Annotated in this window: 18 protein-coding genes; 5 read left to right on the forward strand and 13 right to left on the reverse strand. The window is 49.8% G+C overall.

The window, feature by feature from the left end; genetic code table 11:
- The first annotated feature begins 17 nt into the window (after positions 1–17).
- Entirely contained in the window at positions 18–965 is a 948-nt protein-coding gene (locus tag HRI97_RS09485) for a WD40/YVTN/BNR-like repeat-containing protein (RefSeq protein WP_253725216.1), read from the forward strand.
- Positions 966–1,206: 241 nt separating this feature from the next.
- On the opposite strand, the gene nifJ is transcribed toward HRI97_RS09485, so the two are convergent.
- Complete coding sequence (nifJ, locus tag HRI97_RS09490) at positions 1,207–4,740, reverse strand: pyruvate:ferredoxin (flavodoxin) oxidoreductase (protein ID WP_253725217.1); 3,534 nt, start codon at positions 4,738–4,740, stop codon at positions 1,207–1,209.
- Positions 4,741–4,999: 259 nt separating this feature from the next.
- Here nifJ and HRI97_RS09495 point away from each other — a divergent pair, with 259 nt between their 5' ends.
- Positions 5,000–6,511: an IMP dehydrogenase gene (locus tag HRI97_RS09495; RefSeq protein ID WP_253725218.1), complete on the forward strand. Its 1,512-nt coding sequence runs from the start codon at positions 5,000–5,002 to the stop codon at positions 6,509–6,511.
- A 123-nt stretch (positions 6,512–6,634) separates the two neighbouring features.
- On the opposite strand, the gene HRI97_RS09500 is transcribed toward HRI97_RS09495, so the two are convergent.
- Positions 6,635–7,342, reverse strand: a complete 708-nt coding sequence (locus HRI97_RS09500; protein ID WP_253725219.1) for a DUF2259 domain-containing protein — start codon at positions 7,340–7,342, stop codon at positions 6,635–6,637.
- A gap of 82 nt (positions 7,343–7,424) precedes the next feature.
- On the opposite strand from HRI97_RS09500, the gene HRI97_RS09505 reads away from it, so the two are divergent.
- Positions 7,425–8,240, forward strand: a complete 816-nt coding sequence (locus HRI97_RS09505; RefSeq protein WP_253725220.1) for a hypothetical protein — start codon at positions 7,425–7,427, stop codon at positions 8,238–8,240.
- Between the two features lie 2 nt (positions 8,241–8,242).
- Here the strand turns inward: HRI97_RS09505 and HRI97_RS09510 are convergent, their stop codons facing one another.
- Together HRI97_RS09510 and flcA are read right to left on the reverse strand one after the other, a co-directional pair.
- On the reverse strand, positions 8,243–8,863 hold the full coding sequence (locus HRI97_RS09510) for a diacylglycerol/polyprenol kinase family protein (RefSeq protein ID WP_180485160.1): 621 nt from the start codon (positions 8,861–8,863) through the stop codon (positions 8,243–8,245).
- A complete protein-coding gene (flcA, locus tag HRI97_RS09515; protein WP_253725221.1) occupies positions 8,860–12,636 on the reverse strand; it encodes a periplasmic flagellar collar protein FlcA in 3,777 nt (1,258 codons plus the stop codon). Before flcA ends, HRI97_RS09510 begins: the two co-directional genes overlap by 4 nt.
- Before the next feature lie 417 nt (positions 12,637–13,053).
- On the opposite strand from flcA, the gene HRI97_RS09520 reads away from it, so the two are divergent.
- Positions 13,054–13,764, forward strand: a complete 711-nt coding sequence (locus HRI97_RS09520) for an early set domain-containing protein (RefSeq protein ID WP_253725222.1) — start codon at positions 13,054–13,056, stop codon at positions 13,762–13,764.
- Positions 13,765–13,875: 111 nt separating this feature from the next.
- Here the strand turns inward: HRI97_RS09520 and HRI97_RS09525 are convergent, their stop codons facing one another.
- From HRI97_RS09525 to HRI97_RS09555, 7 genes are all read right to left on the reverse strand, one after another.
- Positions 13,876–14,124 (reverse strand): BrnA antitoxin family protein, encoded by a 249-nt coding sequence (locus HRI97_RS09525; protein WP_215905301.1) that lies wholly within the window; start codon positions 14,122–14,124, stop codon positions 13,876–13,878.
- Positions 14,105–14,383, reverse strand: a complete 279-nt coding sequence (locus HRI97_RS09530; protein WP_253725223.1) for a BrnT family toxin — start codon at positions 14,381–14,383, stop codon at positions 14,105–14,107. The genes HRI97_RS09525 and HRI97_RS09530 overlap by 20 nt, the downstream gene beginning before the upstream one ends.
- A 154-nt stretch (positions 14,384–14,537) precedes the next feature.
- Positions 14,538–14,867, reverse strand: coding sequence for a hypothetical protein (locus HRI97_RS09535; RefSeq protein ID WP_187420468.1), 330 nt, complete (start codon positions 14,865–14,867; stop codon positions 14,538–14,540).
- Positions 14,868–14,974: 107 nt separating this feature from the next.
- Complete coding sequence (locus tag HRI97_RS09540; RefSeq protein ID WP_253725224.1) at positions 14,975–15,730, reverse strand: hypothetical protein; 756 nt, start codon at positions 15,728–15,730, stop codon at positions 14,975–14,977.
- A gap of 128 nt (positions 15,731–15,858) precedes the next feature.
- The gene (locus tag HRI97_RS09545; RefSeq protein WP_253725225.1) at positions 15,859–16,395 is read right to left on the reverse strand and encodes a YkgJ family cysteine cluster protein; all 537 of its coding nucleotides are present in this window, start codon (positions 16,393–16,395) and stop codon (positions 15,859–15,861) included.
- A gap of 52 nt (positions 16,396–16,447) precedes the next feature.
- Positions 16,448–17,818 carry a signal recognition particle protein gene (gene ffh / locus HRI97_RS09550; RefSeq protein ID WP_253725226.1) on the reverse strand — a complete coding sequence of 457 codons (1,371 nt, stop codon included), beginning with the start codon at positions 17,816–17,818 and terminating at the stop codon, positions 16,448–16,450.
- A gap of 122 nt (positions 17,819–17,940) precedes the next feature.
- Positions 17,941–18,996 (reverse strand): NAD(P)H-dependent glycerol-3-phosphate dehydrogenase, encoded by a 1,056-nt coding sequence (locus HRI97_RS09555; protein WP_253725227.1) that lies wholly within the window; start codon positions 18,994–18,996, stop codon positions 17,941–17,943.
- A gap of 413 nt (positions 18,997–19,409) precedes the next feature.
- Between HRI97_RS09555 and nudC the strand changes: the two genes are divergently transcribed.
- Positions 19,410–20,156, forward strand: coding sequence for an NAD(+) diphosphatase (nudC, locus tag HRI97_RS09560; RefSeq protein WP_253725228.1), 747 nt, complete (start codon positions 19,410–19,412; stop codon positions 20,154–20,156).
- Here the strand turns inward: nudC and HRI97_RS09565 are convergent.
- Positions 20,153–21,700, reverse strand: a complete 1,548-nt coding sequence (locus HRI97_RS09565; protein WP_253725229.1) for a M16 family metallopeptidase — start codon at positions 21,698–21,700, stop codon at positions 20,153–20,155. The two genes, nudC and HRI97_RS09565, sit on opposite strands and share 4 nt — an antisense overlap.
- Positions 21,697–23,172: a M16 family metallopeptidase gene (locus tag HRI97_RS09570; protein WP_253725230.1), complete on the reverse strand. Its 1,476-nt coding sequence runs from the start codon at positions 23,170–23,172 to the stop codon at positions 21,697–21,699. The genes HRI97_RS09565 and HRI97_RS09570 overlap by 4 nt, the downstream gene beginning before the upstream one ends.
- Positions 23,173–23,297: the final 125 nt, after the last annotated feature.

The following is a 23,297-nucleotide window of genomic DNA, read 5'->3' on the forward strand; positions in this document are numbered from 1 at the left end:
GCGGCGATGGAGGCATTATGAAAAAGAAGCAATTATGGACTATGATTTCCGGCGGACTCACGGGTCTGTTCGTACTGGGCAATATCACCTCCTGCGGCAATATCTATCACGGCAACGCGGACTGGACGCAGAAATCAAGCGGAACGACACAACTTTTAATAGGCATCGCTTGCAACGGCAATACATGGGGTATAGTCGGGAAGGGAGGTACTATCCTCATGAGTACCGACAACGGCAATACGTTTACGCAAAAATCAAGCGGGACGCCACAACATTTACTCAACATCGCCTGCAACGGCAATACATGGGGTATAGTCGGGGATGGAGGTACTGTCCTCATGAGCACTGACAACGGCAATACGTTTACGCAAAAAGCAAGCGGAACGACACAGGCGTTATACGGCATTGCGTGTAACGGCAACACATGGGGTATAGTTGGAATTGGGGGTACTATCCTCATGAGTACCGACAACGGCAATACGTTTACGAAAAAAGCAAGCGGAACGACAGAGACGTTAGCCGACATCGCCTGCAACGGCAATACGTGGGGTATTATTAGGAATGACGATATAATCCTTATGAGCACCGACAACGGCAATACGTTTACGCAAAAATCAAGCGGGACGGCAAGACGTTTACTCGACATCGCCTGCAACGGCAATACGTGGGGTATAGTCGGGGTTGGGGACACTGTCCTCATGAGTACCGATAACGGCAAGACGTTTATAAAAAAAGAAAGCGGAACGACAGAGGCATTAACCGACATCGCCTGCAACGGCAACACATGGGGTATAGTCGGGGAGGGAGGTACTGTCCTCATGAGCACCGATAACGGCAATAGGTTTGCGCAAAAAGCAAGCGGAACGACACAATATTTACTCGACATCGCCTGTAACGGCAACACATGGGGTATAGTTGGAAATAAAGGTACTATCCTCATGAGCACCGACACCGCGCTGTGGTAACGGTTACACAGTCCACTCTTCGAAAAAGTCATTCATGCCCTTATAATCTATAGGCGGCATTACGACGGTCGGCTTCGCCGGTGACATCTTTGGTTTCAGCACCGGAAAAATGCGGAGTTCGATAAATACTCCGCAACGCCCCGTATCATAAAAAAACGACCGCCCTTTCGGACGGCCGTTTTCGTTACATTACATTCGTACGATTTTTATGCGCTTTACGCGCACTCTGCGCATACGCCGATCAGAACGGGCGCTTCGCAAGATAGTCGTACTCCTGCCACGTCCGCTTTGCGGCTGCAGTCGCTTTTTCGAGCAGCATATTCGCACGCTCGGGGTTCGCGGCTTTCAGCGCTTTGAAGCGGCCTTCGGCGTACATATAGTCGGCAAGCTGGTAGTTCGGTTCGCGCGAATCGAGCTGGAAGGGATTGAGTCCCTGCTCTTTGCGGCGCGGATCGTAGCGGTACAGCGGCCACAGTCCGCATTCGACCGCCTGCTTTTGCAGCTTCAAGCCGTCGCTCATGTTGATCGTGTGGTTGATACAGTGCGAATAGGCGATGATGAGAGACGGACCGTCGTAGCTTTCGGCTTCGCGGATCGCTTTGATAGTCTGAGCGGCATTTGCACCCATCGCAACCTTTGCGACGTAAATGTAGCCGTAGCTCATCGCGATCATACCCAAATCCTTTTTCGCGATGTCTTTTCCCGCCGCCGCGAATTTTGCAACCGCGCCGAAGGGTGTCGCTTTCGACATCTGACCGCCGGTATTCGAATATACTTCCGTGTCGAGACAGAGGATATTGATATTGCGTCCCTGAGCGAGTACGTGATCGACGCCGCCGAAACCGATATCGTAGCCCCAGCCGTCACCGCCGATAATCCAGTTGCTCTTTTTAATAAAGTGATCGGCAAGCGACAAAAGCTCTTTCGAAAGAGCGTCTTTTTTGTCTTTCAAAATCGCTTTCAGCGCCGCGACGTTTTTGCGCTGCGCTTCGATCGCCGCATCGTCGGTCTGCGTATTCGAAAGAAGTGCATCGATCTCTTTGGCGGCGATGCCCTTTGCCTTCGCTTCGGCTGCAACTTCGCGCGCGTATTCGGCAAGTTTTTCCGCCGTAAGGCGCATACCGAAACCGAATTCCGCCGCATCTTCAAAGAGCGAATTGCTCCATACCGGGCCCTGTCCGTTCGCGTTCTGCGCGTACGGTGTCGTCGGCAAATTGCCTCCGTAAATCGAAGAACAGCCTGTCGCGTTTGCGATCATCGCGCGGTCGCCGAAAAGCTGGCTCACCGTTTTGATATACGCCGTTTCACCGCAGCCCGCGCACGCGCCGCTGAATTCGAAGAGCGGCCGCTTCATCGAAAGCCCCTTTGCCGTCGCGAGGTTGAGCGTCGAAGCATCCACTTCGGGCAGAGTGAGGAAGTAATCCCACTTTTTGCTTTCGGCTTCTTTGTATTCGGGCGTAAAGAGTTCCATGTGCAGCGATTTTTTCGGCTGCGTCGGGCACGTATATACGCACAGTCCGCATCCGGTACAGTCGTCGGCGGAAATAGCGAGCACGAATTTCTGTCCGGGCTTTGCAGGCTTCATCTCGACGCTCTTGAATCCCGCCGGAGCTTTTGCCGCTTCCTCGTCGGTCATCGTTTTCATGCGGATACAGGCGTGCGGACACACGAGAGCGCAGTTGCCGCACTGAATACAGGTCGCTTCATCCCAGCACGCTACCCGTTCGGCGATACCGCGTTTTTCGTACTGCGTCGTCGCCGTGGGGAAAGTACCGTCGGCGGGCAATTTGCTGACCGGCAGTTTGTCGCCTTCCTGAGCGGCCATAGCGCCGAGCACGTTTTTGATAAAGGAATCGTTCGTATTTTTCATCGCCGATTCCATGTGGAAATTGCCGCCGACCTTTTTGCCTTTGAGATCGACTTTTTCGACGGCTTCAAGCGCCATTTCGATCGTCGAAATGTTTTTGTTGACGACGTCCTGGCCTTTTTTGCCGTAGGTTTTCGCGATGAATTTCTTCATGTATTCGACGGCGACGTCTTCTTTCAAAACGCCCGAAATCTTAAAGAACGCAGCGAGCATGACGATATTGATGCGGTTGCCCATGCCGGCTTTTTCCGCAATTTTAAACGCGTCGATGACGTAGAACTGCGCTTTTTTTGCGAGGATGCGCTTTTGCTGTTCGACGGGGATTTCCTCCCAAACATGCTCCTTATCGAAACGGCTGTTGAGCAAAAAGATTCCGCCCTCTTTCAGATACTGGAGCATGTCGTACACGTCCATGTATGCGAATTTGTGACAGGCGAGGAAGTCGGCGGCCGTAATCAGATACGGGCGGCGGATCGTCCGCTTGCCGAAGCGCAGGTGCGACACCGTGATGCCGCCGGATTTTTTCGAATCGTACGAAAAATACGCTTGAGCGTTGAGGTCGGGGCGCGCGTCGCCGATGATTTTGATTGCGATTTTGTTCGCGCCGACCGTACCGTCGGAACCGAGTCCGTAGAACATCGCTTCGGTCATGCCCTGTTCGGCGATGAAAAAGTCGGGATCGTATTTCAGCGACGTCTTCGATACGTCGTCGTTGATGCCGATCGTAAAGTGATTTTTCACTTTATCTTTCGCGTCGAGATTTTCGAAGCACGAAATGACCATCGCAGGCGTAAACTCTTTCGAGCCGATACCGTAGCGGCCGCCGACAATCAGAGCTTTGCGTCCGGCTTCTTCGAAAGCCGTGCACACGTCTTCGTAGAGCGGCTCTCCCAAAGCACCGGGTTCTTTCGTGCGGTCGAGTACGACGATCTTTTTCGCCGTTTCCGGAATCGCCGCGAGGAATTTATCCGCAGCGAAGGGACGGTACAGATGCACCTTCACGACGCCGACTTTTTTGCCTTTCTGTTTGCACAGATATTCGACCGTTTCGTGAGCCGTGTCCGCGCCCGATCCCATGATGATCATAACCGATTTTGCGTCTTTTGCGCCGACGTAATCGTAGAGTTTGTATTTGCGGCCGGTAAGCTTTGCGAACTTCGCCATTTCGTTCTGTACGATCGCCGGGACCGCTTTATAATAATTGTTGACCGCTTCGCGGCTCTGGAAGTACACGTCGGGATTTTGCGAAGTACCGCGGATTTCAGGACGCTCGGGATTCAAACCGCGGGAACGGTGAGCGCGCACGAGGTCGTCATCGACCATGCCGCGCATCTGCTCGAACGACACTTCATCGTATTTTTGGATTTCATGCGATGTGCGGAATCCGTCGAAAAAGTGCAGGAACGGAACACGCGAACGGAGCGTCGCCGAATGCGCAATGACCGCCATATCCTGCGCTTCCTGCACGGAGTTCGATGCGAGCATAGCCCAGCCGGTTTGACGGCAAGCCATGACGTCCGAATGATCGCCGAAAATCGACAGGGCGCTCGTTGCGACGGCACGTGCCGCAATATGAAATACCGTGCTCGTCAATTCGCCTGCGATTTTGTACATATTCGGAATCATCAGGAGCAAGCCCTGAGAAGCCGTAAACGTCGAGCTCAGCGCTCCCGCCGTCAGCGCACCGTGTACGGCGCCCGCAGCTCCCGCTTCCGATTGCATTTCGACAACCGTCGGCACCGTGCCCCAAATATTTTTTTCGTTCTTTGCCGACAGATCGTCGGCAACCTCACCCATCGGGCTGGACGGAGTAATCGGATAAATCGAAATTACTTCGCTCAGCGCATGCGCAACGCGTCCGACCGCAGTGTTGGCGTCGAGCGTTACTTTCTGTTCTTCTGTTGCCATGGCAGCTTCCTTTTCTTGAAATGTATTGATGTGAAACGAGTATCAATTCGCACCTTGTATTTTACACCCGATGGCGGGGATTTGCAAGAGCGCGAAATGCCGTTTTTCAGAGTTTCAGCATAAAGGTTTTTCGTGTGTTCCGTCTTTGTATTTTTACAATTTATCATTCCGGCAAATAATGCGGCGAAAAAGCTCCATAATGCGACACGTTGACGGTTCAAACGATATGACATATACTCATTTTCCAAGGAGCGTTTCCATGGCATATTTTTTTGACGAACCCTCGCACACATTCGACGAATACCTTTTGATTCCCGGCTACACGTCCGAAACCTGCATTCCCGCAAACGTGTCGCTGCGTACGCCCGTCGTCAAATACAACAAAAAAGCCGGAGATGCCTGTCCGCTCATGATGAACATACCGATGGTATCAGCCGTCATGCAGTCCGTTTCAAACGACACGCTTGCGATCGCGCTCGCACAGGAAGGCGGTATCAGTTTTATCTACGGTTCGCAGACACCGGAGGATCAGGCGGCGATGATAGCCCGCGTCAAATCATACAAAGCGGGATTCGTGCCGTCGGACTCGAACATCCGTCCGGATCAAACGCTCGAAGAGCTCACCGCAATCATCGCAAAAACGGGACACTCGACGGTCGCCGTCACCGAAGACGGAAGCCCGAACGGAAAGCTCGCCGGCATCATCACCGAGAGAGATTTCCGTATCAACCGCTGCGAAAAAGGCGCAAAAGTGTGCGACTATATGACGCCCCTTGAAAAATTAATAAAAGCGGAAGCAGGCATTTCGCTCGACGATGCGAACGATTTGATTTGGGAACACAAAATCAATCAGCTTCCGATCGTCGATAAAAACGGCAATCTGCAGGCGCTCGTGTTCCGAAAAGATATCGAAAACCGCGAAGAGCACCCGCTCGAAATTCACGACACGCAAAAACGCTATACGGTCGGAGCCGGCATCAATACGCGGGATTATATGGAACGCGTACCTCTTCTTTTGGATGCGGGCGCCGACGTGCTCTGTCTCGACTCGTCGGAAGGATTTACCGAATGGCAGCGCCGCGCGCTCAAAGACATCCACGAAAAATGGGGAGACGACGTCAAAGTCGGTGCCGGCAACGTCGTCGACAGAGACGGTTTCAACTTTCTCGCCGAATCCGGCGCCGATTTTATTAAAATCGGAATCGGCGGAGGTTCCATCTGCATCACTCGGGAACAAAAAGGAATCGGGCGAGGTCAGGCAACCGCAACGATCGAAGTGGCGAAAGCGCGCAACGAGTGGTATGAAAAAACCGGCATCTATATTCCGATATGCTCGGACGGCGGCATCGTGCACGATTATCATATAACGCTTGCGCTCGCGATGGGCGCGGACTTCGTCATGCTCGGCCGATATTTCGCAAGATTCGACGAAAGTCCGACGCACAAACTCATCATCAACGGCAATTACGTAAAAGAATATTGGGGTGAAGGATCGAACAGAGCGCGCAACTGGCAGCGCTACGATTTGGGCGGGGCGAAAAAGATGGCCTTCGAAGAAGGCGTCGACAGTTACGTTCCGTACGCCGGAAGCCTCCACGACAACGTGCAGACGACGACGAGCAAAGTGATCCACACGATGTGCAACTGCGGCGCGCTCACGATTCCCGAACTGCAGCAAAAAGCGAAGATCACCCTCGTAAGTCAAGCGTCGATCCGCGAAGGTTCCGCGCACGACGTTATCGTCAAAAACACGAGCATCCGCGCTGATTAAGCGGCAAACGTGCCGAACGATAAGCATCGTATACAAAACGCGGGGCTGAAAAAACATCGCACTTCGCGTTTGTACGATGCCCCGTTCATCGGCTTTTCCGCCGATGTTTCCGAAACCCTATATTCAACCGAAGAGTTTTGCAGTTTCCGCCATGTAGCGGATGAGTACACCCGTTTTATCTTCCATTGTTTTCGCGACGATAAAGGCGATGCCGTCGCCGCTTTTATTGCACAGTATTTTTTCTATCTTGTACGACGTCACACCTTTTCTGACGACATCGGGAGAGCCGATTTTTTGCCGGCTTACGACGCTGCCGTTTTCATCGAGCTTTTCCATTAAAATGTAAAACGACGACTTTGCGTTTTCGCCCGTACCGCGCACCGTCGGGATGAGTCGAATGCGGTATGTCGATTTGCTTCCGAGTTTTCCGGCAAAATCTTTAAAGACGATTTCATCGCTTCCGTCTTTGTTTTCATCGCCGCAGATATAGAGGATTTGATCGGGAGATGCGGGCGTACAATTATATTTTTTCGTATCGAAATAGCTTTTTGCAGCGAGAGAATCGTATACTTCGCGTCCCGATTTTCCCGCCGTAACGGAAGACGGCTGTATTTTATATGTGCCGCCTTTAACAAAATCGTTTTTTGCGACATCGACCGTATAGATTTCCGCCCAGCCCCGAAACGATTTATCGGTTTTGCCGTATTGACCGAAGAGATATATCGACCCGTCGGATGAAAATCCCGCATCGACAAAAACCGCGGCGTCGCCGGCAAGCGCACAATATAGGCAGAGCGCAAAAATCAATCCGCCTGCAATAATTTTTTTCATACGGCATCCTCCCGTCTTTTACATTGTCGGAATTTCAAAGCAAGTCTTTACTATTATTTCCGTTGCGGGTATTATCGTTTCTATGACTATTAAAACGCGGAATTATTTTTTTCTCGCTCTGATTATCGTCTTTTCGGTATTTCTTTTAGGTGCTTCCGCGATGCTCGGATATTCGATTTACACCGACACGCTTACCCGCCCCGACGTTTTTCCGGCCGAGCGCATAGCGGGTTTTTATACGAAGGGCTATTCGTTTATCGCGACGATCGCCTCTCTTTTTATCTTCGCGCTGTATGCACTGCTTGCCGTCATCTATCTCTATGTCCAATTCGAAAAAACACAGTCAACGGAAGTGATCTTTTTCGCACTGTTTCTCATCGGCTGTTTTGCGGAAACGGTGCGGCTGTGCGTGCCGCTGTTCAATCTGTGGCACGAACTTTCGGCTTTTCTGCTTTTTACAGGAAGGGTCGTCCTCTTCGCGAGAACGCTCGCTCCGACGGCGCTGCTGTTCGACGCGGTCTTCAGCGGAACGAAAGCGCGCCAGCACGTCGAGCGGAACCTCGTCATACTCATCGTGCTTTCCGTCATGGTTTCGATGCTGATGCCGCTCGACACCGCAGTCGTACTCCCGAACTTTTGCATAAAATGGGGCAACGGACAAACGTTCCTCGCGATTCGCGCGCTCATCCTCGCCGCAGCGATTCTTTCGCTCTTCGTCAACGCATGGTCGCTCGGAACGAAGGATGCGTCCCCCTTCGGCTTTGCGTCTCTCGCACTCGGATACGAACTCTCGTGTTATGCAACCTCATACGCGGCGGCAGCTGCGGGCGGCATATTGCTTTTCGGGGGAACGGCGGTATACCTCAAAAGTCTGCACCGAAAATACCTGTGGCAGTAAAATCAGCGCATTAATAATGTTGATAGTCCGCCGATCGCAACGGGGATAACGAGGTTATCGAAATCGCCGAGAGGGATGAGTTCTATCGCCATCGCGGAAAGCGCCAAAGCAAGCGATACGAATCCGTTTTTGCACACGGCAAAGGATGAGCAGAGCACCGCAAAAAAGCACGTGAGGCTTCCCGCGACCGTTTTTCCGTGCGTAAACGGAATGACCGTTCGCCCGAAGAGTTTTCCGCCGAGGCTCGCAAGTCCGTCGCCGAACGCAAGCGCGTAGATACCGATGCGTGCGGCTTCCGGTTTCCACAAAAGCGCTGTGACGATGATACCGAGCACAAGCGTCACGGGGCCGAGCACGAATTTATTTTCATCGCGCTTTCGAGAAGCGACTTCGGTTATGTGCGATACGACGGGAACGGAGACGCCGTACTTTCTGAGCGTTTCGGATGCGATATAGAACACAAGAACAACTGTAAGGCAGGCGATAACCGGCCAATACGCAAAGGTGAGAAAAGAGGGGATAAGCGCGCTGCAGATGTGGATCGATTTTCGGACGAGCTCTTTTTTTATGCTGTTTTTATATTGCGCCTGCAGTATGCCGGCTCTGTTTTCGTCCGCGCTCATTGCGTCAGTTCCTTTTCACCGGTGAGAATCTTCGGAATATCCGTATAGATTGCGGGTTCGTAATCCGGCATCGGATGGCTCATATAGCGCATATTCTGTTCGGCAAGATTGCCGCCCGGAAGGCGTACCATCGTCGCTTCGTTTCGCGTGAGCGCATCCCACGCGCGCATCGACACGGAAAGCTGTACCATCGCGTCGGCATTCATCCTGCTGTTGCCCGTGCGGCGGGCAAGGCGGAAAAGCGTAACGCCGAGATTATTCGCCGCCTTCAGGTAAAGTTCCGTGAGCGCGTCTTCGGCGGCTTTTGTCTGCGTAAACGCAATTCCTTTTTTTGCGAACTCGGCATCGAGATTGCTTACGAGCTGTTTGTAATAACCCTCGGCCGCATAGTTCGCATCGCGAAGCGAAAGCGTATTGCCCATCGCGAGCAGCAAGTGATCGTCTTCCGGCTTTTCGGCTCCCGCTTTGATAAACGAGCCGATCGCGCCGTCCAAATCGTTTTTGGAATACTGAATAAAGCCGACACGGTAATGCAGGGACGCCGTATCGTAGTGCGTGCGGATCGCCGAAAGATAATCGTTATATGCGCCTTCGTAATCCCCGCGGATAAAATAATCGATGTCGCCCGAATCGGCATAGAGTTTTCCGATGTTTTCATTTCCGGCAAAACCGCTGTTTTCCTTTTCGCGTTCGTACAGTGAAATCCCGTCGGTATATTTTTCTTCGGCCGTCAAATACTCTTTCCCCGAAACGTACTGTTCTCCGAGCAGACGGTATGAATCGATCTGCTTGTAGATATCGCGGCGGCGGAGAGTTTGCGACTTTTCTTCGAACAACTTGACCGTGTGTTCGAGCATACGCACCGCTCGCTCCGAATCGTGCATCTGTACAAAATAGCGCGAAAGATTGTAAAATGCGACGGGATTCGACGGGTTTGCATTTACTGCGCGGTCGAGCATATCGCGCACGTCTTCGATCTTCGTGCGAAGGTATTCGTCTTTGGGCGGAAGCGGCCCGTATAATTTATCGAGAAGGTATCCGCTCATCTCCGTCCAATCTTCGGCATCGAGCGATTTCGCTTTCGGGTAAAATCGGTCTTTGAGCTGCAGCACTTCGCGGAGATTGTCGGTACGCACAAAATAGCGCATCATGCGCGCGAGGTATTTATCGGTCTGCCCGTAGAGCTGCACGAGGGATGCGTATTGTTTGCGCGCTTCTTCGAATTTTGCAGAATCTTTTTCGGTCGCCCATTCGAGGTAGATATCGCCGAGCAGGAGTATACCGTCGGCATCGTTTACGTGATAGTCAAGTACGCTTCGCCGCGCGATCTCTTCGGCCTTTTCATAATTTGCCAAATCGTCGCATTCCATGCGCGCATATTCGATGCCCGCTTCCTTATCGTAATTAAAATAATAAAGGATATTGCGGTACATCCGTTCCGCCCGCAAGTATTGCTTTCGTTCGCGGTATGCGCGCGCATATTTGAAAAACCATTTTTTTTGCAGCTGCTTGCCGGCCGCTTCATTGAACAGCATCTCCGATTGAGGATATTCGTCCGCTTGAATGAGCGCGTAGCCCTGTTTATACAGACCGTTCGCGTTCAGCGGACGCCAAATAAAATTGAGCGTAAAAATTATCAATCCGAATACTGCGGCGGCAGAGAGCAAACCGAGTACGATACCCGGAACGATCCTGTTTCGCAGCTGATACTCAAGAGACGCTTTGTACGCATCGTATTCGGCCGCGGTGCGGCGTTCAAAATCGCGCGGAACGGGAATCGCGATGTCGAGCATCTTTTCGAGGCTTGCAGCAACTTGACGCGCGGGCGCTTTGTTGAGAATTTTTTCAACGATTTCAAACTGCGCGTCGTCCGTGAATTCGTTTGCGACGAGCAGATTTTCGACGGCGAGGCGTACGTTGAGCGGATAGAGCGCGAGGTTTGCAAGAAATTTTTCATACTGCGCATCGGTAAGCGTATTTTTCGGCGCCTTTCCGCCTTCGGCGGCTCTGCGAAAATCGGACATGGGGATTTTGATTCGACCGCTTTTATCGGTTTTCACTTCCGCCGTATCGGAAAAACCGGGAATTTCAAAATCGCCGAGATCGCCGGGCAGGCCGAGTTCGAAATCGTTTTTATCCGCTTCGGCTTTTGCCGGCTCTTTGACCGTAAAGTCGAGGCCTTCCATTTCGGATGTATCGAAGTGTTCTATCGGAATGATTTCTTCGCCGCTCTCTTCCGAGGGCACATCGCCGAAACGTCCATCGCCCGATGTCGTTTCGCCTGCCGCCCCCTCTTCTCCGTCTCCCATATCAAAATCGAAATCGAAAGTATCGGGATCAAAGCTTTCCGGCGACGGATGAGGGGCAAACGTATTCGAAGATACTTCTCCGCTTTCTTCGGCCGCATCGCCGCCGAGAGATATTTCACGGGGAACGGAAGCCGCATCGGCTGACGATTCGGAAGATCCGGCAGATGTTTTTTCCTGTTCGGGAATGCCGGCAGCAGGCGAAAGTCCGTCATCATCGACCATAGACGCGAAATCGAAATCGGGAAGTTCAAAACCGTCCTGAGCCGCATCGGCGGAAGAAATCGGACTGCGGTTCGCATCCGCATCAAGCGGAGAAATCGGTTTTTTGTTCGCGTCGGTATCGGAGGAAAGCTGCCCTGCGTTCGTATCTGTATCGGACGCATTCTCCTGCGTTCGGTCCGCCCCCGAGTCGGTCGGTATTTTATCTTCGCCTGATGTATCGGCAATCTTTTGTTCAAAAGACGTTTTACCGAAAGAGGATGCACGATCGACATCGCTTTTTGACGCCGCTTCCGCATCCTGCGCCGCATCTCCGTTTTCGACTTCGGGCATATCCTCCGGCAGTTCGATATTCATATCGATCGTCCGACCGGCGGTATCGAAATCATCTGTCCAATCGGCAACGGACGAGTCGACCGCTGCGGGAGAAGACGCAGGCGTTTTTTGTTTCGGAATTTTTTCGCGCGAAGGGGCGGCGGGCACTTTTGCGGCAGCCGTCTTCACACTGCTTTCAGGCGGCGAAGGCGACGCAAACTCCGGCTCGGGCGGCGGCAATTCATCGAGAGAAGGAAGATCGGGTACGGTATGAGCGTGAACATCGGGAGGAAGCGGGATATCCGGTACTGCAGATGAAAATCCTTCTGCGGGCGGAAGCGAAAACGGATCCTGCGGCACGCTTCGCGTTTCGGATGCGACGCCGCCTCGGTTCAATGAGGATTTGCCGGACAATACATCGGATGCGCTCTCTTCCGGCAGCACATCGCTCGCTTCCTCTTCCTTACCGCCCATATCGCCGAGCAGGTCGTCGAGATTCATATCGGCAATCGACACTCCCTCGTGCTCAGCGTTTTCGATTTTTCGTTCCGCTTCATCGGCAAATTGGGAAAGGTCGGGCATTTTCGCCTCTCCTGCCGACGCGGAAGGAATAACGGGATTGAGCAAATCGGAAAGATCGGGAACGCCGGTTGAAGACGATTCGGCGCTCTCTTTCGGTGCCGCACCCTTTTTGCCCGTTCCGATGATATCGGAAAAATCTTCCGCTTCGGACGAACTCAACGCCGGCATCGTCGACTCGGGGCTCTCCGGTATACCGAGAACGAAATCTTCGGAATCATCGACATCCCGTACCGTTTTCGGAATCGGAATTATAATCGGCTTTTCGCCGCGGGACGCGCGCGCATGTATCTCATTGCCGAGTGCGAGAATATCTGAATTGAATTTCTTTAGCTGGCTTAACCCCGGCATAATCCACCCAATTTATTGTATCGCTAAAACGCCCGTCTTTACAAGTATTTGCCCTGCGTATTCTCTATTAGGTCTGATTTCGAGTTTTCTAAAACTCGAAATTTTCCATCCGTTTCGTTCACCAACTGAATGGCGAGTTTCGAAAGTAAATAAAATGATGCGGAGGCGAGGTTCCGGCTGCGTGCCGTTTCGAGCGTTAGGCTTACGGAAGCGTACCCTAAAAGCTCGACCGCGGCTTAGCGGACGGGTTCTCGCCGAAAGCATATCTTTATTTAGAAATACTTTCGAAACTCGACTTTCGACCTATTATAATAACGGATGATTTTTGCGCGTACATTAGAAAAGTCTCGCTCGGCGTATACAGCTGCTTTTGCCGGTTCGGTAAATCTTCGGCGCCGTTTTGCCGATAATCGTAATATGAAACGCTTTCTTTTTTTGCTCTGCGCGATTCAAGCCCTGCTTTCCGCCGTCTCTGCTGCGGATTATAACGACGAAACCGTTCTCGAAATCCGCGGCGTCGCAGCCCCGTACGAAAAAGACGGTGCGGTCGTTTTTACCGCCGACGCGAAATCGCGCTTTACCGGCATCGCCTTCGATTTTGAAGGATACAAAACGATTCATCCGTTCCGCATACACACGATGCGCGATATGAACGGAAAGGTAAAAGGTTCGGTGCTGTTTTTTATTTTAAATCGCCCCGGTAATGTCCGTTCGGTTTCATACCGCCTCATCATCGACGGATTGTGGACGACCGATCCCGCAAACCCCGACAGCTACTACGACGAAAAAGAAGGCATTTCTCTTTCGCGCTTTACTTTCGCTTCCGACCTGCCGCAAAAAACCGCGCCCGCCGCAACAAACGCGTCATCGGAAAAAATCGTACGTTTTATCTGCCGCGCAAATACGCATCAAAAGATATACCTTGCAGGCTCGTTTACGAATTGGGATCCGTGGATTTACGAAATGAAAGAAACGTCGCGCGGCTTATACGAAATCGCACTGCCCCTGCCCGCCGGCACGCATTATTATAATTATTATTCGGGAATGGATGCGCTCACCGACTCGACGAATCCGAACAAAGCGTACACAAAAGACGGACGCGTCGCATCGGTCATCACGGTGCCGTAGTCGATACGGAAAACGACACGGGTGTCAGCGGAACAATCGGTTGTACCGCTGACGGTCTTAACCCGCTGTAGGCTTTGAAAACGGCGTTATGTGATTGTTCTATCCCTCGATTCAATTTACCGCATAATACTTTGCATATTGAGAAAGTACTTCATTCATCATAGTCTGATATTTTGTATGATTTTTCTTGGCTTCTGTTTTGAAGAAATTAATACAATCGGAATCAATTGAGATTGTTATTTTTTCTTTTGTTGATTTTTTTACAAGCTCTGATGGAGCAGGAAGGAAATCCGCCACTAATACGGCAGAATCCAATGCTTTCATTACTGATTTTTCGGGGTTACTGTAAATGTTCTTCATAGAGTTTCTTTCCTTGACGCCAATATCCTGCGCCGAAAATTCTAATGTTCTGACCGCGTATTGTAAAACGTACCGTTAAAATTTCTTTGTCTGTTTTTCCAATGCAAAAATAACGTTTTTCTGAAACGGAATGATTTACATCCTCTAAAATCATACGGTTTACGTCAAAAAAAGTATCCTGCGCCTTTTCAAAAGAAACCTTATGCTTCTGAATGTTTTCAGAGTTTTTATTTTCATCCCACTCAAAGGTCATATACATATATATTATACATATTATTTTATGTATTTGTCAACAAACTGTTTTATAAAAAGCGGTGAGTATGTAATTTGAAAAAGCTTTTTAAATTACCTTATTAAAGCTCAATGCATCTTTTCAGCAAGCTTGACTTACTGAAAAGATACTCCTTTGTTTTTTAATCGGCATATACAACCTCCGCAGATTCAAAATTTCCATTATCATCAAAATAAATATATAATTCCCACATAGCAAGGAAACCGTCTGATTTTAACCAATAAGAGACTTCATTATCACTTATTCTACCTTCAAGTTTTGGTTTTCCCAGCAAATCAAATATTTCAGTTCTTTTTGGTTTATCTTCATTTAATTTTTTAATAAGCGAATCGGTCATATAAAATCGATTTTTTTCTCTCATCCATTGTTTTTTGTTAAATGGAATCTGTTTTTGTGAACATGAAACAAATATTATACAAAATAATATAAATATAACCGTAATTTTTCTCATTTGTTATCCCATTACAGCACCCCATAGGGGCGTCCACATAACATTGTTTTAAACCGCAATGCAGCTCGACTGCGTTGTCGGCTTTGAAAAGCGTGTTAGGCTTTATTTTACCGTAGAATAATTCTTTTTTCCGACAACTCTTGTTGAATAGTTTTTATTAAAGTCACTTTTTCAAAATTTCCATCATATTCATAAAAAGTAACTTTTCCATCTTCGTATTCAGCAAACAGGAATGTATTCTTATCTATACAATCTAAATAATAAACTGAAGATGATATTTCTTTTAAATTTTTTCCATCATAATTGGATACATACAAAGCAATTTTATCTTTACTGTCGAGTTGCTTATCTCCGTTCGTATCTTCTTTTATTACTGCATAAATATTAAAATTATGTAAATTTTTATGTATTGCAGAAGTATTGATATCATTCGGTGAATTATCATTTGATAGTTGATATTTATAAATAAATACTTTTGAAGGGAAAAGAAGTGTTTCCTGTTCATCCTTTACAAAAATAAAGTTTATTATTTTAGATGCAGAAGAACTTTTTTGAATTATATTTGAAAGTTGTTTCGCTTCTAAATTTGATTTAGATAAATCATCAGATTTTATTGCAGATGTACTTACAGAGAAAACATATACATCTTTTATTTTTTCCAGAAAATCAATTGATTCTGTTATTTTTGAGACAGCTTCTTCATCTTTAGAATCTATTATTTCAATATGAGCCGGTTGAGAATAACGAATTGGAAAGATTTCAGAAATTAGATTTACAAGCAAAGCAATAAGTCCAATAACAGCAGCAATAAATACTAATAAATAATCAACTTTCTTTATAATTTCAAAATTTATTTTTTTCATTTTTCCTTCAAGCCTCCAGTACGTCATATCCGCCCAACTACGCTGTTAAACCGAAAACCGGCTTAACAGGTTTGTCGGTTTTGAGCTGCATTATATATTCCAAAATAAAAGTGCAAAATTTTATATTATTAAAAATAATTACGAATATCTTTCAGTTCACCCTTAAAAATTGATATATTTACATAATCAATAAATCCAGCGAACTCACTATAAATTTTATTTCCATACCCTCCGATTTTTGTACCATACTGTTCGAGCCTTTTCGATACTGCATTATTATAGTCGCATTCACATTCTTTTGGATTTCCTCTTACATGGTAAGTTCGACAGATAAGCGGTCGATATTTATAAATTGAACAAATATTATCTTTTAAGAAAGGGCAAAAACTGTTATTTTTGATAGATAATTTTTCATTTTTAATTGGATAATGAATTTTTTGTGCAATATAATTTGCTTCAAAAGCAGTAATTAGAACATCATATTTGCAACAAAATGAGCATCCTGCATGACATGAAAAGTATGGACTTAGGAAAGCATTAACTTTATCGGATTCGTTATAAACAGCTTCTAGTTTTTTATAAACATCAATATTACGATCTTGTAATAAAATTAGATTGTTATTAATTTGAGATACAAATTCTTGCGTGAAATTTGGTAAATCCACTTTATATACCTCGCCACCCCCAGCCCGCCTAACAACTTTTTCGCGGATACCGCTATCTGCCGAATTTCCTTGCGAGCGCTTCCATATCAGCGGAGGCGCCGCCGAGCTGATTCATAAACTGCGCCTGCATGCCGCGATTTTTGCTGAGCTTTTTCATCGCGAGCTTCGTCTTTTCAAACTGCTTTATCAATTTGTTGACGTCAGCGACCGAAGTCCCCGACCCCTTTGCAATGCGTTTACGGCGCGCGGGCCCGATGATAAAATGATTCGCCCGCTCTTTTTTCGTCATCGACAAGATAATCGCTTCCTGCTTTTTCATGCCGTCCGTATCGAAATCGCGCCCCTGCATCTGCTGTGCGATGCCCGGCATCATCTCCATAAGCTGCTGCATACTGCCCATCTTGCGCACTTGCCGAAACTGCGTGAGCATATCGTCGAGCGTAAACTCGTTGCGCGCCATCTTTTTTTGCAGCTTTTCCGCTTCTTCGCGGTCGACCGTTTCCTGCGCCTTTTCGACGAGCGAAACGATATCGCCCATGCCGAGGATGCGGCTTGCGATGCGGTCGGGGTGAAAGACTTCGAGGTCTTCGGTTTTTTCGCCCGTACCGATAAACAGAATGGGTTTACCGGTCATCGTTTTAAGCGAAAGCGCCGCACCGCCTCTCGCATCGGAATCGAATTTTGTTAAAATAACGCCTGAAAGCGAAAGCTTTTCGTCGAACGTTTTTGCGATGTCTACCGCGTTTTGACCGGTCATCGCATCGGCGACGAGGATCGTTTCGTCGGGCGAAAGCGCTTTTTTAATATCGACGAGTTCGCTCATCATCGCTTCGTCTATCTGCAAGCGCCCCGCGGTATCGACGATAAGCGTATCGAGCGAATTTTTCCGCGCATAGTCGAGCGCATCTTTTGCAACGCGCACGGCGGATACGCCTTCTTCTTTAAATACCGGCACACCGATTTTTTCGCCGAGCTGCGAAAGTTGTTCGACGGCGGCAGGGCGGACCAAATCGCACGCGGCCAGCAGCGGCTTCCGTCCTTCTTTTGCCAAGCGGTATGCGAGTTTATGCGCTGCGGTCGTTTTACCCGACCCCTGCAAACCGAGCAGCAAAATCACCGACTGCGTGTCCGGCCCTTTTAAATGCAGATCGGTTTTCGCATCTCCGAGCATAGAGGCGAGTTTGTCGTAAATGATTTTAACGAATTGTTCGCCGGGATCGACGGCGCGAAGAACTTTTTCACCCTTCGCTTCTTCAATCGTCGAATTGACAAAGCGGCGAACGACGCGGAGATTGACGTCGGCTTCGAGGAGCGCCGTCTTAATACGCTCAACCGTATCTTCAATATTTTTTTCGGTGATCGTCGATTTTCCGCTCACCGTTTGGATAATCGATGAAAAGGTATTTGTTAATTTTTCAAGCATAGGCCGATTATACCCGCCCCGCCTCTTTTTTGCAATGCGACGCGCTCCGAACAACGCGCCCCACGGAACGAGTGCGCCGTACTGCGGACGCGGACGGAATGCCCGTACGTTCGTCCTCGCGCTTATTTTTCCTGCGTTAAAAGCTGTGCGATAAAATCGCGCGGACAAATCTCCTTATTCAATATGCGGTACAGTCCGTCGCAGATCGTCAGCTTGAGATTTTTTCTTTGCGCGATTTCGTGCACGTATTTGCACGCGATCGCCCCTTCGGAAAGATAGCCGAGCTTTGTCATATTTTCGATCAAATCGTCGAGATTCGAAAACTGCGACATGATATCTTTTTTAATCAAATCCTGCCCGAAGCGGCGGTTCCGTCCGTATTTGCTTTTGCACGTTACTTCCAAATCACCCACACCCGCGATAGACGTAAAAGTTTCCGCGTGCGTCGCGCCCATCGCAAATCCGAGCGTTTGAATTTCGTTTAAGCCTGCGGCCATCAAAAGGGATTCCGCATTGTCGCCGAATTCTTCCGACGTTTCGGCAAGCGCATCCATCGCACCGTATACGACGGCGATGACGTTTTTCGCGGCGGCGCAGATCTGCACGCCGACGACGTCGAACGACGAATACGGCAAAATCCCCGGCACGCGCAAAAGCTCCCGCACTCTGATCGAATTGCGAGGGTTTTCGCACGCGGCGACGAGTCCCGTAATTTTCCCGACTGCAACTTCTTCCGCGTGGCTCGGACCCGACACGTAGACCGTACATCCCTTGTAGATGCCGGGCAAAAGATTTTCGATCGTCGAAAGCACGAGCTTCGGCCCGTCGGCGGCCGGCACAAAGCCCTTCGTAAGAACGGCGATGCAGGTACTGCCGTCTGCGATACCGGGAAGAGCGGTAATCTTTTTTACCGTGTCGGCGATATACAGCGACGGAGAAGCGATTATTAAAAATTCTTTGTCGGAAGCGACTTCGGCGATATCGTTTGAAACGGTGATGTTTTCCGACAGTCTGTAGCCCGGCAGATACCGTTTGTTTTCGTGATCATTGTTGACCGAGTCGGCGACGTCCGCTTCGCGCGCCCACATCCGTATCCGATGATTGCCGCGTGCGAGCGCTTGCGCCAAACCCGTACCCCATGCACCGCTTCCGAGAATGCCGACAGATTTCGATTCCATAGCGATTCCTTATTTTAATAATGTCATCTTGTATGTGACGTACCGAAGTACGGAACTGCCTATCCGGTTCGATGACAGTATACACGTGCATAGCGTCTTGTGCAATCGATAGACAGCGGTGCTCGGCTTACGCATGATGAACCATATTGCCAAAAAATAATCGTTGTCATAAAAAGTCGGCTGCAAATACCTTCCTGTTTTCCCTGTACAATGCTTAGTGAGAAACCTTTTGAAAAGTCAATACGACATTTCTGCCGGGGTTTCCAAAGGGGTTTCCCCTTTGGAAGTGCGAGGAAGAAGGATGGGGTCATAGGGGCAGGGAGAAACCCCTGCCCTGAACGGGGGTGTCGCCCTGCCCCTATAAGTAAGCGGCGTTTACAAAAGACTGTCCGATCGATATAGTGAGCCTGTCTATGGACTACTATATTTTCCGCAGCAACGACTTGCTCGTACGTAAAGATTCGCACGCGCTTCCCGACGAAAAAGCGTGGCGCGCTTTGCACGAATCGAATGCCGTCCGCGATATTTTTTCGGAAACGCCGTACGCATACACAGCCGCCTTCCTTCAAGACGGCGCAGTCGACGAAAATTACGAACTTATCCCGATTCGAAGCTATTTTGCCGAACACGACGAAAGCGAAGGTGCCCGCGCCGCACGAGCAAAGGGAATGCTCGCATGGCGCCTTTCGTATAATTTTTGCCCTTCCTGCGGCGCGCATCTCGCCGACGACGAAAAGCTTTCCGCTCGAAACTGTACGAATTGCGGCGCGCAGTTTTTTCCGCGCATCGAACCGTGCATCATCGTACTGGTAACAAAGGGCGATAAGCTTCTCCTCGCAAAACACCGTACCCGCAATCAAAACATCCATACGTGTATTGCGGGTTTTATCGAAATCGGCGAAAGCGCGGAACAGGCGGTCGTACGCGAAGTGCACGAAGAAGTCGGCATCGAAATAAAAGACCTGCGCTATGTCGGAAGCCAGGGCTGGCCATTTCCCGACCAGCTTATGCTCGGCTTTCGCGCCGAATACGAAAGCGGCGACATTCGCGTACAGGAATCGGAACTCGTCGAAGCGAAGTGGTTTACGAAAGACGCGCTTCCGCCTTTCCCGAAACGGGGGAGCATGGGCTGGCGCCTCATCACGGGCGTATACGGCTAGAATTTAACAGTATCGATATCTTCCGGGCCGACGACGCAAAACCATCTGCCGCCGCCTGCAACCCAATACTTTCGAAATGCGCGGAGCACATCGTCGGCGCTCACCGAAAAAAGTTCGGCGATTTTTTCGTCGTACGCATACGGGTCTCCGAACATGAGGAGGCTGTATGTGAGGCGCGAAGCGACGCCGGCGTTCGTCACGGACGAAGCGTAAAACGAATTGACATATTGATTTTTATAGCCTCGAAGCCTGTCGGCGACGGACGAAAAAATATACGTGCCGTCATCGTTTTTTCCGTCGATCACTTTGCCCGCTGCGAAAATCGATTGGGCTTCTTTTTCGTAGCGCACGACGTTCGCCAAATCGCTCGCCTTAAATATATACACGTTCGCAAGTCCCGCCCGCATCGGAGTGACGGATGCGCTCGGCGAATAGCACGCGCCGTATTTTTCGCGCACGACGTTGAAAAGCACTTGCGAATACATGGAAGCGGCGAGAGATGCCGCAAGCATATCATCGTCAAAGAGCGAGGGGCCGCTCATCGCTTTTTCAAGATAGCCCGTGCCGGAAGCGGCTTTGCTTCCGATGACGATCGGTTCTCCCGATACGGTAAGCGGCGGTACGTCGGGGGAGCGAAGATCGTACGACCGAGAGGGAATCGAACCGAAAGCGGCGTCGAGCTTTTTTAATAATTTTCTTTCATCGTAATTTCCGACCGCGACGATCATAATGCGACGTGCGTCCGTATCGCGCTCATGCAGGAAGCGCATCGCTTCAACCGTAATATTGCCGATCGATTCGGGTTTTACCGACGAGCTTGCCGCATAGGGATGATCTTTAAAAATCGTCCGCATCATCCGATAGGCGAGCATGCTTTCCGGATCGCTTTCGAAGCACTGCATTTCCTGCACGTAATCGGTCATAAGATTTTTATACTGCTGCGGATTATACGAAGGATGCAAAAACGCATCCGCAAAAACCGGCAGCACTTTGTCGAAATAATAATCGATACAGCTCATCGAAAGGACTGCGCCTTCACGCGAAACCTGCGGCAAAATCGAAAATCCCGTTTCATACGCGAGAGCGCGGAGTTCGTCGTATGTGTACTTTTCCGAACCGCGAGTCATCATATCAAAGAGCGCCTTTTCCAAACCGGACGTTTCGGGAGAAAGATAGGAAGTTCCTCCTTTGACGATGACGGAAAGAGAGAGTTTTCTGTTCGCAGTGTTTTTTCGGACGTAGAGCGGGATGCCGTTCGAAAGGCGGAATTCCCGCACATCCTTTCGGACGGAAACGCATCCCTCGGCGGCTTTCGCGTTATCGGTTTTTACCGACGCGCACGAAAGGATAAAAGCGGAAAACAGGAGCGCACAAAACGGAATCGATATCCGCCGAAAGAAAGCAAACCGCGCGGAGCGGATCGACACGGGAACACGGCGCGGGAACCACGTGTGCCGAAAGAAAGCGTATCTCTCGCCGCCGCGCCTCGCGGACACACGCAAATCGAAACGATAAAAAAACGAACGCATATAAAATCCTTTCATTTTACCGCCTCCGTGTCTTTATACCAAAATGCGGTGTCAGCCGTGATCTCAGAAAAGCCCGCCGCGGCGAACGCTTCTTTTTGCTTTTCGTACACGGCGGGATTAACGAGCACCGTGACGAGCGCGTTACGCTCCGAAATATATTCCGTCAAAAAACGGTCGATATCGTTTTTATCTATTTTCATCATATTGTCGAGATAGCTATAATAATAATCCGTATCCGCAGTGATCCACCAAAAACGGAGACTCGTCTTTACACGCTCGGCCGTTTCGGCGTCGTCGATAAAGGTATCCTTTATCTTTTGATATACGCGCGAAAACTGCCGCTTCGAAAAAATCGACGAGTCGCTCCTAATGCGCTCCACGATGTTTTCCGTAAGCGCCGTATAAAAAAGAGCTGCGCGCTGCGGCAAATCGTTTTCAGGCGAAAGAAGCAAAGCGCCGAACGACAGCGTACTCGTCGCGCGCGTGGTCATATAGCCTTCCCACAGGTAGTCGGGATCGGGAATGCCGAGCGCTTCGTTTTGCATCATCGTTCGAACGTAGATGCCGTCAGGATCGTCGAAAAAGTAGCCGAGCATATCGGCGGCATAAGTCGCCTTTCTGTCATAGCCCGCATCGGGGCCGCGCCAGATGACGGACACTTGCGCCGTATCGATCGAAATCCGGTCGTAAGGCATAACGCGGAAGGTCGTGTGCGGAAGCGGATTGACAGGCTGTTGTTCGATCGGCGGAACCCACGGATCTTTTCCGCGTTCCCATGAACCGTACAATTCCTTTGCAAGCGCATGCACTTCTTCGGGATTTACGTCGCCTGCAATAAAGAGAGCGGCATTATTCGGTATGTAGTAGTTTTTTTGAATAGCGCGGATCTGATCGAGCGTCGCATTCCGCACGACGGCGGGAGAGCCCGCAGGATCGCATCTCCACGGATATTTCGGAAAAAGCGTCTTTTGAATATCGTAGCGGTAAATCGTGTTCGGATCAGAAAGCCCTCCTTCGATTTCCGAAAGCACGACTTTTTTTTCGCGCTCGAATTCAGCTTCGTCCAAAAGCGGTGATCTGATCGCATAGCTCCAAAACTCCATCCCCTCTCGGAGGAGTGCCGACGGTACGGTAAAATAATAATTGACGCACTCGGATCCCGTCGTGCCGTTCCAATCGGGCACTCCCATATCGCTTATGGCGCGCTGCACGCTCGCGGCATTCGGGTACTTCGCGTTGCCTTTGAACATCATGTGCTCGTAGAGATGAAAGAGTCCCGCATTTTCGCTCGTCTGCGCGATGCCGCCCGCCTTTACCGCGATTTCGATATACGCAAGAGGCGCCGCATGATTTTCGACGACGTATACGTCAAGTCCGTTTTCAAGCTTGTAACGGTGCACGTTTTTGATCGGCGTCTTTTCCGCAAAAGAAAAAAAGGCCGCCGCCGAAAAAAAGAGGGAAAGTACGGTGCGTTTAAAAACAGTCATACGGGCAGTATAACAAAGGACGCACGGGCGCGCAACGACGGGATCGATATATGCTTCGGATAAAAGCGCATATATTCCAAGCGTCAGCGGCCGGAAGGACGCCGGAGGCGTTCCGCAGAAGGCGA

The organism is Treponema socranskii subsp. buccale (genome assembly GCF_024181585.1).
GTDB lineage: Bacteria > Spirochaetota > Spirochaetia > Treponematales > Treponemataceae > Treponema_D > Treponema_D buccale.

Coding starts and splice junctions, on each gene's coding strand:
- HRI97_RS09485 (WP_253725216.1), top strand. CDS start 18: ATGAAAAAGAAGCAATTATGGACTATGATTTCCGGCGGACTCACGGGT.
- nifJ (WP_253725217.1), bottom strand. CDS start 4,740: ATGGCAACAGAAGAACAGAAAGTAACGCTCGACGCCAACACTGCGGTC.
- HRI97_RS09495 (WP_253725218.1), top strand. CDS start 5,000: ATGGCATATTTTTTTGACGAACCCTCGCACACATTCGACGAATACCTT.
- HRI97_RS09500 (WP_253725219.1), bottom strand. CDS start 7,342: ATGAAAAAAATTATTGCAGGCGGATTGATTTTTGCGCTCTGCCTATAT.
- HRI97_RS09505 (WP_253725220.1), top strand. CDS start 7,425: ATGACTATTAAAACGCGGAATTATTTTTTTCTCGCTCTGATTATCGTC.
- HRI97_RS09510 (WP_180485160.1), bottom strand. CDS start 8,863: ATGAGCGCGGACGAAAACAGAGCCGGCATACTGCAGGCGCAATATAAA.
- flcA (WP_253725221.1), bottom strand. CDS start 12,636: ATGCCGGGGTTAAGCCAGCTAAAGAAATTCAATTCAGATATTCTCGCA.
- HRI97_RS09520 (WP_253725222.1), top strand. CDS start 13,054: ATGAAACGCTTTCTTTTTTTGCTCTGCGCGATTCAAGCCCTGCTTTCC.
- HRI97_RS09525 (WP_215905301.1), bottom strand. CDS start 14,124: ATGAAGAACATTTACAGTAACCCCGAAAAATCAGTAATGAAAGCATTG.
- HRI97_RS09530 (WP_253725223.1), bottom strand. CDS start 14,383: ATGTATATGACCTTTGAGTGGGATGAAAATAAAAACTCTGAAAACATT.
- HRI97_RS09535 (WP_187420468.1), bottom strand. CDS start 14,867: ATGAGAAAAATTACGGTTATATTTATATTATTTTGTATAATATTTGTT.
- HRI97_RS09540 (WP_253725224.1), bottom strand. CDS start 15,730: ATGAAAAAAATAAATTTTGAAATTATAAAGAAAGTTGATTATTTATTA.
- ffh (WP_253725226.1), bottom strand. CDS start 17,818: ATGCTTGAAAAATTAACAAATACCTTTTCATCGATTATCCAAACGGTG.
- HRI97_RS09555 (WP_253725227.1), bottom strand. CDS start 18,996: ATGGAATCGAAATCTGTCGGCATTCTCGGAAGCGGTGCATGGGGTACG.
- nudC (WP_253725228.1), top strand. CDS start 19,410: ATGGACTACTATATTTTCCGCAGCAACGACTTGCTCGTACGTAAAGAT.
- HRI97_RS09565 (WP_253725229.1), bottom strand. CDS start 21,700: ATGAAAGGATTTTATATGCGTTCGTTTTTTTATCGTTTCGATTTGCGT.
- HRI97_RS09570 (WP_253725230.1), bottom strand. CDS start 23,172: ATGACTGTTTTTAAACGCACCGTACTTTCCCTCTTTTTTTCGGCGGCG.